11 protein-coding genes are annotated in these 13362 nt (G+C 58.9%); 8 read left to right on the top strand and 3 right to left on the bottom strand.

Annotated features, from left to right (window positions below; all coding sequences use genetic code 11):
* Window positions 1–15 precede the first annotated feature (15 nt).
* The gene (locus tag QP999_RS08565; RefSeq protein ID WP_284848082.1) at window positions 16–1929 is read right to left on the bottom strand and encodes a DIP1281 family NlpC/P60 protein; all 1914 of its coding nucleotides are present in this window, start codon (window positions 1927–1929) and stop codon (window positions 16–18) included.
* Window positions 1930–3293: 1364 nt separating this feature from the next.
* Window positions 3294–3770, bottom strand: coding sequence for an Rv1476 family membrane protein (locus QP999_RS08570; protein WP_284848083.1), 477 nt, complete (start codon window positions 3768–3770; stop codon window positions 3294–3296).
* Between the two features lie 346 nt (window positions 3771–4116).
* Between QP999_RS08570 and can the strand changes: the two genes are divergently transcribed.
* From can to QP999_RS08595, 5 genes are all read left to right on the top strand, one after another.
* Window positions 4117–6933 (top strand): aconitate hydratase, encoded by a 2817-nt coding sequence (gene can / locus QP999_RS08575; RefSeq protein WP_210386600.1) that lies wholly within the window; start codon window positions 4117–4119, stop codon window positions 6931–6933.
* A gap of 171 nt (window positions 6934–7104) precedes the next feature.
* Window positions 7105–7677: a TetR/AcrR family transcriptional regulator gene (locus QP999_RS08580; protein WP_070532884.1), complete on the top strand. Its 573-nt coding sequence runs from the start codon at window positions 7105–7107 to the stop codon at window positions 7675–7677.
* 47 nt (window positions 7678–7724) lie between these two features.
* The gene (locus tag QP999_RS08585) at window positions 7725–8516 is read left to right on the top strand and encodes a hypothetical protein (RefSeq protein WP_284848084.1); all 792 of its coding nucleotides are present in this window, start codon (window positions 7725–7727) and stop codon (window positions 8514–8516) included.
* Window positions 8517–8614: 98 nt separating this feature from the next.
* Window positions 8615–9397, top strand: coding sequence for a hypothetical protein (locus tag QP999_RS08590; protein WP_250223862.1), 783 nt, complete (start codon window positions 8615–8617; stop codon window positions 9395–9397).
* A gap of 257 nt (window positions 9398–9654) precedes the next feature.
* Entirely contained in the window at window positions 9655–10152 is a 498-nt protein-coding gene (locus QP999_RS08595) for a hypothetical protein (RefSeq protein WP_246816444.1), read from the top strand.
* Here the strand turns inward: QP999_RS08595 and QP999_RS08600 are convergent.
* The gene (locus QP999_RS08600; RefSeq protein WP_250223860.1) at window positions 10149–10838 is read right to left on the bottom strand and encodes an SDR family oxidoreductase; all 690 of its coding nucleotides are present in this window, start codon (window positions 10836–10838) and stop codon (window positions 10149–10151) included. The two genes, QP999_RS08595 and QP999_RS08600, sit on opposite strands and share 4 nt — an antisense overlap.
* 79 nt (window positions 10839–10917) lie before the next feature.
* Between QP999_RS08600 and QP999_RS08605 the strand changes: the two genes are divergently transcribed.
* From QP999_RS08605 to QP999_RS08615, 3 genes are all read left to right on the top strand, one after another.
* Window positions 10918–11187 carry an ACT domain-containing protein gene (locus QP999_RS08605; protein ID WP_070524521.1) on the top strand — a complete coding sequence of 90 codons (270 nt, stop codon included), beginning with the start codon at window positions 10918–10920 and terminating at the stop codon, window positions 11185–11187.
* 15 nt (window positions 11188–11202) lie between these two features.
* Window positions 11203–12567 (top strand): PFL family protein, encoded by a 1365-nt coding sequence (locus QP999_RS08610; protein ID WP_070684974.1) that lies wholly within the window; start codon window positions 11203–11205, stop codon window positions 12565–12567.
* Between the two features lie 73 nt (window positions 12568–12640).
* Window positions 12641–13330 carry a MerR family transcriptional regulator gene (locus tag QP999_RS08615; protein WP_154761970.1) on the top strand — a complete coding sequence of 230 codons (690 nt, stop codon included), beginning with the start codon at window positions 12641–12643 and terminating at the stop codon, window positions 13328–13330.
* The last annotated feature ends 32 nt before the right edge of the window (window positions 13331–13362 follow it).

Below are 13362 nucleotides of genomic sequence, written 5' to 3' on the forward strand. Positions count from 1 at the left end.
TAGCAACGGGATGTACTAGATCAGTCGCACGGCATAGGGTGCCATGCCGGCTTGTCGTACTGGGGAGATGCTGACGTTTTGACCGGATTGCGGAGCTTCGACCATGGTGCCGTCACCAAGATAGATTGCCACGTGCTGATTTCCGCTCGGGCCGTAGAAGACAAGGTCGCCTCGCTGCATCTCGCTCGGGGAAATCTTGGTTCCCTTCTGATACTGGTAGCCGGTGTAATGCGGCAGGGAAATACCGACGCCAGCAAAGGCATAGAGCACCAGCCCAGAACAGTCGAAGCCGACCTTGTTGTAGTCGCCATAAGAGTCAGCGACGCCGCCGTCGCGAATGCCCTGCGTAGGACCGTTGGCATCGCCACCACCCCAGGCATAAGGAACTCCCACTTGAGACGTCGCACGCTCGATCACGGTCTCGATCTTCGCTTCGCGGGAGGCATCGCCCAGTGAGGCGGATGCCTTCTTCGTCACGCTATCGGTGGTGTCGAGTTCCTCTAGGACACCGGAGACATCGGATTCAAGGGAATCCTCGTCATCAGTTGCGTTCGCTGCATCGCTATCGGACGTCTCCGTGGAATCCGTCGCTTCCGCAGCGCTGTCTTGCCCACCCTGGAGGGCAAAGAGCTTGGAAGAGCCTTCCGCCAGAGCATCGATTTCCTCTTGGCTCAAGCTGCTATTGTGGTCCGGCTGAGATGCGGCCACCATCGAGGCCACCGTTCCCACCGCTTCAATGCCAAGCGCAACGGTTTCCGCATCGATTCCGTTCGGATCGAAAGAGCTGGAGCTACCGCCCTGGGAGTTCTCGGCGTTCTCTTCAGAGGAGCTGGCCGTGCTTGTCGACGACAACTCTTGCACGTTCGGATCGGAAGCCACAGTGCTTGCGGCGCTAGAGAGCTCTTCCAATTCGTCTGCAGAGGCAGAAGCCGTCGACGGCTGCGATTGAAGCGTGGGGTTCTGTGCCTCAGAGCCGGAGGGGCCGGCCACGGTGGACGCTGTGGACTCGGCGGTCGGCTCCGTGCTGGCTGGTGTCGAGTGCCCCGCAGCGGGCGGTGAGGATACCGTCGATGGGCCGTCGGCAGGAGTTGCGGCACTAGACTCAGAACGACCCTGTGCAGAATTAGTCCCGGCCCGCTCCTTGACCTTAGATCCAGCTGTTGGGCTTGACATACCTTCTCCGTCCAGACCCTTGGCTTGATTTAGCGCCTTGTGAAGAGATGAGAGTTGGGAAAGCAGATCCTCGCGTTCGGACGTAGATTCCTCAATAGAAGCCTCGGACGCGGAGAGTTGCTCGCGCGCGGCAGCCTCGGCATCGGCCGCCCGGTCCGCACGTTCCTCGGCCAGTTGTTGGGTCTTCCGCAGCTGGGATTCCTTGTTCGCCTTTTCCGTGCGCTGCTTCTCCAAGTCGCTAACGACGGCCTGCTGCTTCTCAGACTGCGAGCGAAGGTAGGACTGGCGCTCCAGCATGTCCGAACGCGCGTCTTTTCCTGCCGCATGGGAGACGGCATCGGAAGTATTGGCTCGGCGGTAGGCGGAACGGGAGACCTCATCCAGCTTGGCCTGGGCATCGGCGACATCCGCTTGTGCGTCGTCAAGCTGCTCGCGCGCCGTCGTTGTTCCTTGGCGCGCTTGGTTTGCCTTAGTGCGGGCGTCGTTGAGATCGACCAGCGCACGGTTGACGGTTTCGCGCTGCGCACCTATGGAGGCTTCCGCTTGTGCGATGCGCTCCTCAATCTGGGCGATTGCGCCCGCGAGGTCTGCGATGGATGGGTTGTCGGAGGATAGCAGGGATTTGATGTTGATCTGCTCAGGTTCCGCAGCCACTGCAGGAGTGAGCGCGGAGACAGTAGACAAGGCGGCGGTGGTCGCTATGGCAGCGCACGCTGCCTTAAAGCGCCGAAAGCCGAAAGATGATGTGGTGGCCACGAGGGTTATCTCCTAGACACCTACCCCGGAGATGTCACGCACGTTGCGTAGACGAGCTTGCCGGACATCGAGACCTGGAGGTGACGAGTTGGACGAGCAAAAGAAACAGCGGTGTGTACGTAGCTAGTCTCGCCTTCAAGCAGGATGAGGCGGCAATCGATTTCCCAATGGGAATAGTGGACTTAATAAGGCTTGCGCCCGGAATTGACCGGGATACGCGAACGCGGCTTGCCCCTGAAGAGCTCTTTGCTCTCTACGCCACGAAATGCCGAATAGACGGGGCGGCATTTTCTCTTATAGAGGCGGCAGGGAAATCTGCGGGGCGTCTGGCGTGTGCACCAACATCACGTCGAACCGTGCGTCATAGCTAGCCACACTGCACTCGCATGGTGCTCGTTGGGCTCACGGAGAGCGGCGCCGAGTATGGCTGCACGATCCGACGACGAAGGGACACACACCCATATTCGGGCTCGAGGTCCTGCGTCGGTTCCTCCTCGCTCGGCGCCGCGCTCGTGGAGGGCACTTCCGCGGTCCTTAGTGGCGCACGCGCAAGCCCTCGCAGCTGGCACCCAACCGGAAACCGATGGAACTCATGGCCATCACAGCCCTCGATGAGGGCGTGCGAATGAAGTGTATGAAGCCTCTTCCACTCGGGAGGTAGGTGTTTCGATATCTAAAAGGTTGAACACTGGTACCGACTGCGTCGAGAAAACTGCATTGCTACGCGCATCGCTAGCGCGGTGCGACGGTCATCCACCAGGCGGTGAACCCCAACGGTCCTCTTCGCTCGCGGCGTGCTTCCCCACATACCCGTGCGACAAATCAGTTGAGAGTCAAGGCTTGGTCCATGAACGTATGGAGCAATAGTCAACCCGTGAGTCGATACGTGAACCATACGTCACCGACACGCCATCTCGCACACTTTTCCCATCTTTCACATCAGCCACGGAAAGCCACAAGGCGTTACAGGCGCACCTAACCTGCAATGACTTTGTTATCAATGTGTGACTGTGACGTTGCTCACTCTTCCCCGGAATGCAAACCTCTCCCCCTTAACTATCGCTGTGGATTGCGGCCCTGGGCTTGCCGCATCAGCTCCGATTGCTCCCAGTGGAACCTGTCTTCTGGGGTGCAGGGAACGCTCCATTTCGGGACTGGAGAGAGCCGAAGTATTCGTCGACTTAAGGTGCCCGTGCGGCATCCGATGTGGTCGCTGCGTGGGCCGTATCCCTAGGGCTCTTACGCCCTCTCAACCACTCCCCCGTTACAAAAGTCAAGTCTTAGTGGTTGATTTGTGCCACTTCCCTACCCCTGTGGTGGGTGTGGCGCATGTTTAGCGGAATTCTCGCGGCGGCCTCGATCGCTTAGTTTCTGACCGTGTCAGCTTTTTGTGTAGCGGCTCGAAATCCCGCCCAGCCTGCAACTGCCGCTACGCAGAAAAACAACGTCAAGATTGCTAGCCATGGCGCTGAAAAATGATCTGCAGTTGCATAGAAATCATTCAGCAAAGTTACCTGATCGAGTCCAGTTGGTAGCGAATCCTCGGCTGCCTCAATGGATGCCCGATCATAAGAATTACTGACTGCGGACACTCGCATTGGCGCCTGGAGAATCACGGTATCGAGTCCCGTTTGTTCTTGAAGGGTTGTCGCCAGGTCGCGTAGATCTGGAATCTTGTCGGGGAAGACATCTACCACTGCGATGCCATGGTTGGGCTGGAGGGGGTCTGCGATGCGGGCCTGGAGGTCGTCGTCTAGCGCCAGCTCTGGGTTGGAGAATGCTACACCGTCGACCGAGAGCTGATCTGCAATGTCGTCTACATCTACGCCCGCCGGGATCATCCGCCACTCCTTAATCTCTATGGCCGTTAATGCTTGGTGGCACAGTCTTCTGTCCAAACACGATTCGGAGGTTTGTCCCCCGGATTCCCGATCGAGCCTAAACCTCGGAGCGTGGGCGAGGCCGGTGACTCGCCGCTACCCCCGAAATGTAGGAAACAGAACGCCCGTACTGTTATGCTGGTGTCGACCGAGGGTTCTTGCATCTACAATAGATACGGAACATTCGCGTTCTGAGATCGCCGATACACCTGGCTCCATGTGGTTGCTAGGGCATATCGGCAAATTCGATGAACCTTCGACCAGTGTTCGATAACCCACAAGCGAAAAGCAAGGAATGGAGCTCCTTATGACTGAAAGCCTGAACTCCTTCGGCGCCAAGAAGACTCTTGAGGTCAACGGTAAGTCCTATGACTACTTTGACATCAATGCAGTCGAGGGCCTGGAGAAGCTTCCTTACTCCCTCAAGGTCCTGGCTGAGAACCAGCTGCGCTACGAGGACGGGAAGAACGTAACCAAGGATCACATTAACGCTTTGGCCAACTGGGATCCGTCCGCTGAGCCGGATACCGAGATCCAGTTCACCCCGGCCCGCGTTCTGATGCAGGACTTCACCGGCGTCCCCTGCGTGGTCGACTTGGCAACCATGCGTGAGGCTATCGCCACCCTCGGCGGCAAGCCGGACCAGGTGAACCCGCTCAACCCGGCCGAGATGGTTATTGACCACTCCGTCATCGTAGAGGCTTTCGGCTCCACCGAGGCTTTGGAAAAGAACGTCGAGATCGAGTACGAGCGCAACCAGGAGCGCTACCAGTTCCTGCGCTGGGGTGCCGAGAACTTCTCCAACTTCCGCGTTGTTCCTCCGGGAACCGGAATTGTCCACCAGGTAAACATTGAGTACCTCTCCCGCGTGGTCTTCGACAACGATGGTGTTGCCTACCCGGATACCTGTATTGGTACCGACTCCCACACCACCATGGAAAACGGCCTGGGCATCCTGGGCTGGGGCGTTGGCGGCATCGAGGCCGAGGCTGCAATGCTGGGCCAGCCGGTGTCCATGCTGATCCCGCGCGTCGTGGGCTTCAAGCTCACCGGCGAGATTCCGACCGGCGTGACCGCTACCGACGTGGTGCTGACCATCACCGAGATGCTGCGCCAGCACGGTGTGGTTCAGAAGTTCGTTGAGTTCTACGGCAACGGTGTCAAGTCCGTGCCGCTGGCCAACCGCGCCACCATCGGTAACATGTCCCCCGAGTTCGGTTCCACCGCTGCGATCTTCCCGATCGACGAGGAGACCATCAAGTACCTCGAGCTCACCGGCCGTCCGCAGGAGCAGATCGATCGCGTCGAGGCTTATGCCAAGGCTCAGGGCATGTGGCTCGAGCAGGACGCTCCGGAGGCACAGTACTCCGAGTACCTCGAGCTGGATCTGTCCACTGTTAAGCCGTCCATCGCCGGCCCGAAGCGCCCGCAGGACCGCATTCTCCTCTCCGAGGCAAAGGAGCAGTTCCGCAAGGATCTGCCGACCTACGCTTCCGGCGAGGTTGTTGCAGACGAGTCCACCATCGAGGCAAAGCGCATGACCTCCGAGGGCGGCGACGAGAATGCTCTCGTCGACGTTACCGGTGGCCTGAACAAGTCTCGCGCAGGCGAAGGCGAGTCCGCAGCCAAGGGCGGCTCCGGCCGCCAGTCCAACCCGGTTACCGTCACCTCCCCGAACGGTGGTGAGTACACCCTGGACCACGGCATGGTTGCTATCGCTTCCATTACCTCCTGCACCAACACCTCTAACCCGTCCGTCATGGTTGGCGCTGGCCTCATCGCACGTAAGGCTGCTGAAAAGGGCCTGAAGTCCAAGCCGTGGGTCAAGACCATTTGTGCCCCGGGTTCCCAGGTTGTTGACGGCTACTTCCAGCGCGCAGACCTCTGGAAGGATCTGGAGGCGCTTGGCTTCTACCTCTCCGGCTTCGGCTGCACCACCTGTATCGGTAACTCCGGCCCTCTGCCGGAGGAAATCTCCAACGCCATCAACGAGCATGATCTGGCTGCTACCGCGGTGCTGTCCGGCAACCGTAACTTTGAGGGCCGCATTTCCCCGGACGTCAAGATGAACTACTTGGCCTCCCCCATCATGGTCATTGCATACGCTATTGCTGGCACCATGGACTTCGATTTCGAGACTCAGGCGCTGGGTCAGGATCAGGACGGCAACGATGTCTTCCTCAAGGACATCTGGCCTTCCCCGAAGGAGATCGAGGACACCATCCAGCAGGCCATCTCCCGCGAGCTCTACGAGGCTGACTACGCCGACGTGTTCAAGGGTGACGACGCATGGCGCAACCTGGACGTTCCGGAGGGCGAGACCTTCAAGTGGAACGAGGATTCCACCTACATCCGCAAGGCACCGTACTTCGACGGCATGCCGACTGAGCCGGAGCCCGTTCAGGACATCAAGGGCGCTCGCGTCCTTGCTAAGCTCGGTGACTCCGTGACCACCGACCACATCTCCCCGGCTTCCTCCATTAAGCCGGGTACCCCGGCCGCTCAGTACCTGGATGCCAACGGTGTGGAGCGCCAGGACTACAACTCCCTCGGTTCCCGTCGCGGTAACCACGAGGTCATGATGCGCGGTACCTTCGCCAACATCCGCCTCCAGAACCAGCTGGTCGACGTCGCCGGTGGCTACACCCGTGACTTCACCCAGGAGGGCGCACCGCAAGCCTTCATCTTCGATGCCTGCGAGAACTACAAGGCAGCCGACATTCCGCTGGTTGTCCTTGCTGGTAAGGAGTACGGCACCGGTTCCTCCCGTGACTGGGCTGCTAAGGGCACCAACCTGCTTGGCGTGAAGGCTGTCATCACTGAGTCCTTCGAGCGTATTCACCGCTCGAACCTCATTGGCATGGGCGTCATCCCGCTGCAGTTCCCGGAGGGCGAGTCCCACGAGTCCCTGGGCTTGGATGGCACCGAGACCTTCGATATCGACGGCATCGCAGCCCTCAACGAGGGCGGCATTCCGAAGACGGTCCACGTGACCGCCACCAAGGAGTCCGGCGAGACCGTTGAGTTCGATGCCAAGGTTCGCATCGACACACCTGGTGAGGCCGACTACTACCGCCACGGCGGCATTCTGCAGTTCGTTCTGCGCCAGATGGTCAAGGCCTAAAGCAGCCTTGCCCATTATGTAGGCACCCCGACTCTGGGGCGACCTACATAGTTAGGCACCAAGGCCAGCTAGCAACATGGAGTGCTGGCTGGCCTTTCTGCTTCTGTCCCTCCCCTCTACTTCCTCCACCCGTTTACCCGCCGCCGTGCTTAAAGGAGCTAGTTTTCAGCCATGCCGATTATGAGCGACTCTGAACTGAACCGCCGCCGCCACGACATTCTGGTTGGCGCACGTAAATGCTTCGCTGAGCACGGCTATGACGGCGCGACGGTGCGGCGTCTCGAAGAAGCCACAGGTAAGTCGCGTGGGGCAATCTTCCACCACTTCGGTGATAAGGAGTCCCTCTTTCTTGCCTTGGCCCGGGAAGACGCCGCCCGTGAGGCCGAAGTTGTTGCGAACAACGGTCTCGTCGAAGTCATGAGTGAGATGCTGCGCCATCCGGAGCGCCATGACTGGCTTGCCACCCGGCTTGCTGTGACCTCGATGCTGCGTACCGATCCGTCTTTCGCCGCGCGCTGGCATGAGGAGCAACAGATTCTTGATGAGGCGGTCCGTGCCCGCTTGGAATCCAACGCCGAGAAGGGGCGCATGCGAGACGACGTCTCCATCGACACCCTCGTGACATATCTTGAAACCTTTATGGACGGATTTATCAACCGCCTAGCGCTCGGGGACACGAAGAATCTCGAGCAGGTTTTGGATTTGGTCGAGCAATCGATTCGCGGCTCCCACGCCGATCACTAGGCGTCAGTACTCGGTGGCGATGTGTGGTTGGCGCTACACTGTGGCGCATGGACCATACTCCCCTACGACTTTCGCGCACGCAGTGCGGAATAAGTCTGAGCGCTACGCCGCGGCTTGCTCCAAAGGAACAGCGCACCCACGATGCTCAGCCGAACCCGCGGATGGACAATTCAGGTCTTCGCGAGGTCATCGAGGAGGCTGGGCCTCAGCCGGGACGCCTCTCGTTTGGTGTTGTCGCAGCCTGGGCTTTTATAGGTCTAGTCGGGCTGTTTATGTGCAGCATGTCGATTCCTTTCTTCACTGGTAGCTTTGGTCCTCCGCAAAGCAGCTTCTCAGATCTAGGAATATTTTCGCTTATCCCAGTCATTATTTGCCTCGTCAGTCTTACTGTTTTCGTCGTAGGTTTGCGGAGTATTCTCAAGGAAACCCGAAATGCACAGCGTCTGCGCACCGCGTGGCGCAACGGCTGGGTCGAATACCGTCCCGCTCTCATCGGTGAGTTGGTTTACCTACGCAGCAAGACCGAAGGTCCCGAAGACCGTGAACGGACCTATTTCTATTACTCGGCGCCCCTTTTGTTCCTTCAGCCAGATGGCAGACTAGCGAAGGCCATGTCCGGTGAGTTCAGCGCTGCGAATCCAAACTGGCTGAGATCACGGGGCGCCGCGCTCGCTGAGGGCTCCCGGCTAGCAACCGTGGATACCGCGCACAATAATGGATGGACCGTCGCGGCTTACCGCGCTGATGGATCAAGTTCGGAGGCGGAACTATCCAGCGGTCTCACCAGCGGCCAACTTGATGCCGTGCTCCAATTCGCTGAACAGCGGTGGGTGCGCTAGCTCTCCCAATTAAGACTGAGTTCCTTCCGTTGGGGGCTAGTCCCCAGCCGCCGATGGTCACCGAGAAAATGGAGACCACGACCATTAAGCTGTGATCCATGACTCACTCGCCTTTGCAGCTGCCCCGCACTCCGCTGAAGCTTCCTTCTTCAAGTGCAGGATCCCTCGCGCCTAAGGATTTGAAGGATCACGATCAGCACCCCAACCCAAACATGGATCGCAGCGGCATCCGCGAGGCTATTAATAGCGTCGGGTCTCCGATCGGCCAATCCAATCTCGGCATGGTCATCGTTGCTTCCTTTTTCATCTTCATTGGCGGTTCAGCGCTACTCTTCTCGGTGGCTCACACGCTCTTTATATCAGTCCTGTTTCCCGGAGCCGGAGGAACGATTGGGAATATTCCGATAGCCAGCCTTATCACTGGAGCTGTAGCCCTCGTGTTCGTCTTCGTTGGAATCTTGATTTTGCGGGGGCGCTTGGGTTCCACAACAAGGCTTCGCACCGCGTGGGAGAATGGCTGGATCGAGTACCGCCCCGCACTGATCGGCGAGCTGACCTATAAGCGCCGCGTTGATTACGACGACAAGACCGACTATTACTACACCGCCCCGATACTGATCTTGCAGCCGGACGGCTCATTGACGAAAAGCATGACCGAGGAATTCATTGCTCCAAACCCGAACTGGCTGAAGCTGCGTGGCCGGCTGCTTGCCGACGGTCCCCTCGTCGCCACCGTGGACTTCAACCACAACAACGGATGGGGTGTAGTGGGATACCGGGTAGATGCAGATAAACCGCAGCCAGAACTGCACAATGGTCTGCGCCAAAAGAACATTGAAGCAGCACTGTCTTTTGCAGAGCGGAACTGGGTAAGAAGTTAGTGATAAGAATGTCTGACCACGCTTTAGCACCATTCGACTTCCCGGAACACCACTACTCCGAGAGACTCATTCCCCGCACTCGGAGTTCTGTGTCCGCCCCGAACTTGAGATCAAGCACATCTAGCATCGCTCGCGCGATCGCAGCGGCTGGGCCACTCCCAGGCGGGGCCGCACCTGAATGGCGAAGTCTACGGAACAACCTCATCACGGCGGTAGTGGGCCTAGCTATCGCACTATCAGCCTTTATCGGCGAAGATATGTCTATTAGTTCCGGATGGCAGGGATTGGCCGTTGCGGTCTTTGTTCTCTTCCTCGTCGTGGCGGCCGGTCGGAACATTCGAGCAATTCGGAGCTCTACGTGGGGTGCTCGCCGCCTACGGACGGCGTCGGAAAATGGGTGGATCGAGTATTATCCCGCGCTGCTTAGTGAGATCTGGCAAACAGGTCGACACGTGCCGCACGCTGATCCCACCGAGTACTACTACAAGGCGAAAGTGCGCATTTTCCTTCCAGATGGCACAGTTCAAGAAATCATCAGCGATGAGTTTGAGTCCCACACTTCTCCCCGCTCCTTCCGGGAGCAGGGTGTGGCCGTGGTACGGTTCCAAAGCCAAGCGACGTTCAAGCACCCCACAGGGTGGTATATCGCGGCCCACCTGTCCACAAAGCCACTTCGTTATGCGAGCCTCCACCACCAACTGAGCAGAGAGCAGGTCATCGCCGCGCTTGACGCGGCGGCATCCGCTCGATTTTAGATATCCTTCACGCTGCCATCGCCATCGATGAACTCTAGCGGCGAAGTCGGGAAGCTTTCGCGGCCGGCGACCTCGGTGACCACCTCAGCGACAAGCTCTCGGGAGGTTGTCAGCTTACCGGTGCGCTCTGCGTCCTTATCTAGCACGGTGATGCCGCGCGAAGGCTCCTCCGTCAGGGCTGCCGGGCCAAGGATGAGGTAATTGAGGTCGGTGGAGTTGAGCTTGTTGTCCACCTCCTTCTTCGACTCCACGTAGGCGTACCACTTCTCATCCGCAGGATCGGTCGTGTTCTCCGTGGCACCCATGTAGGAAATCATGATGTAGGCGGGAGTGTTCTTGCCCTCGGCAGAAAGCTTTTCCAGACCCGCAATAGATGCCAGCGCCGCATCACGGTCGACCGCCCACGTCACCTCCGCACCAGCACGGCCACCATTTCCGGCGCCCCACACGACGACGTCATAGTCAGCCAAAAGCTCTGCCCAGTCCTCAACAGAAAGCTCGGTGAGATCGCGCACCACCGCGGTGGCACCGAGGGCCTCAATATCAGAGACCTGGTCCGGGTTGCGGATGAGGGAATGGACGGTGAGGTTGGCGTCGACAAGCTTGGGCGCCGTCAAAAGCCCAACCTTGCCGTGGCCGCCAATGTACAGAACCTTCTTGCGTGCAGTTGTTGTCGTATCAGTCATGTGCGCCACCGTACGCGCCGGCTCGCTATCCTGCATGACCCCAGGGCAGCGTGAAAAACCCACGGGCTACAATCAAACTATGATCGCCATCATGACTGTTACCGGTGTTGATAACACCGGAATTATCTCTGCCGTTTCCACCGCCCTCGCTGAGCTCAAGATCAACATCGTTGACGTCTCTCAGACCCTCATGTCTGGGTACTTCACGATGATCCTGCGCGTCGAATTCGATGAGAATGAGGTCAGCATCCAGCAGATTCAGGAGCGGATGAATACCGTCGGTGAGTCCATCAAACAATCCATTCGCGTGCAGTCGGAAGCACTGTTCACCGCCATGAATGAGATTTAGGAGCGAAAATCAGTCATGCTTAATCGCTTCAACACCGTCAGTATTCTCGACACCATCGAGATGATCGAGAAATACCGCCTCGATATCCGCACCGTCACCATGGGGATTTCGCTGCTCGGCTGCACGCGCTCCACCATGGAAGCTACCGCAGAGGCCGTTTATGATCGCGTGACCACCCGGGCGGCTCAGCTCGTGGAAGTCTGCGAAGGGATCGAGGCCGAGCTCGGCATCCCGATCGTCAACAAGCGTATTTCCGTCACGCCGATCTCACTTATCGTGGCTGGCGTCGAAGGAAACCCCGTTGACGTCGCCCGTGCACTGGATCGCGCCGCTGAGACGACAGGTGTTAACTTCGTCGGCGGCTACTCCGCACTGGTTGAAAAGGGTGCCACCACCGCGGAGAAGACACTCATCCGCTCCATCCCGGAGGCGCTGGCTGAGACCAACCTGGTGTGCTCCTCGGTGAATATCGCATCCTCGCGCGCCGGCATCAACATGAACGCCGCCGCGCAGATGGGACGCATCATCAAGGAAGCAGCCGAGCTCACGAAGGACCGCAGCGCCATCGGCTGTGCCAAGCTCGTGATCTTCTCCAACTCCGTGGGCGATAACCCCTTCATGGCCGGTGCCTTCCACGGTATCGAGGAACCAGACTGCGTTGTCTCCGTCGGTGTGTCTGGGCCGGGTGTTGTCGACCGTGCTCTCGGATCCCTGGAGGGCGCCACCCTTAATGAGGTCGCCGAGGAGGTCAAGAAGGCAGCCTTCAAGGTCACGCGTGCCGGACAGCTCGTTGGTTCGATGGCCTCGGAGCGCCTCGGTGTTCCCTTTGGCATCATCGACCTTTCGTTGGCCCCCACTGCGGAGCTGGGAGATTCCGTCGCGCACATCCTGGAACACATGGGCCTGGATCAAGTGGGCACGCACGGAACGACGGCAGCCCTCGCACTGCTTAACGACGCCGTCAAGAAGGGCGGCATGATGGCCTGCTCCCGCGTGGGCGGTCTGTCTGGTTCCTTCATCCCGGTTTCGGAAGACAAGGGCATGATCGATGCGGTGCGCACCGGCGCTATTTCCATCGACAAGCTGGAGGCCATGACCTCCATCTGCTCGGTGGGCCTGGACATGATCGCCATTCCGGGCGATACTTCCGCGGAGACTATTGCCGGCATGATCGCTGATGAAGCCGCCATTGGCATGATGAATCATAAGACGACTGCCGTGCGCGTTATCCCCGCCCCGGGAACCAAGGCTGGCGATGAGGTCAACTTCGGCGGCCTGTTGGGCTACGCTCCGGTCATTCCGGTCAATGAGGTGGGCAACTCCACCTTCATCAACCGCGGTGGCTTCATCCCGGCGCCGGTACACGGCTTCCGAAACTAAAAGCCTCAGCAACTCGGATTAGTTTTCACCAAGCACTTGACCCTCACACTATGTGAGGGTTTAGCTTTGTCCTATGAAGATATCGGACGTCGCCGCGGTCGCTGGATGCTCAGTTCGTTCTGTACGACATTTACACGAGACGGGCGCGGTCCCTGAACCCGCCCGCACCAGCGGGAACTACCGCGACTATTCTGTTTCTGACTTGGCTTCGGTGCTGCGCGCGCGTGCGCTTATCGACGCCGGAGTCCCCGTCGCCGACGTAAATCTGCCGGATGCTATCGATCGTTCATGCGGCGTGCTCGACGATCGCATCGCTCGGCTCAAGAACCAACGTGAACGCTTACGCGCCCTTGCCCAAGCACCCAACGGGACTCCACGAGACATCCGCGAATCACTCAAAGAGGCGATCCATGATCCCGCAATGCTGCAGCTCGAGCTTGATTCTTGGGATCTGATGGCGCTGTGTGGTGTCGCAACGAAACGAACCTGGCAACAATTGCGCGAGAACCTTGAAGACGCCGAATGCTTGAGAGTCCTCCGCGACGTTGAATCGCTGTGGCGTGAACTTGGTACCCTGTCCCCGAATGATCGCGGGGTCGCGGTAATCGTCGCCAAGCTGCAGCATTTAGGCGAACGCGGCCTCATGCGGGGAATCTATCCTACGTTGCGCCCAGGTAAGGTCCCGCTGAGCGCCACCGATGCACCGACAACTGGTGCACAGGGCAGAGCGCTCGCGGCACTGGCGGGAGCGCCACATGGATAGGATATGGAGATTCCTGGGAAAGCATCCTGGAT

Origin of the sequence: Corynebacterium sp. MSK004 (assembly GCF_030232515.1) — a bacterium.
GTDB lineage: Bacteria > Actinomycetota > Actinomycetes > Mycobacteriales > Mycobacteriaceae > Corynebacterium > Corynebacterium hesseae.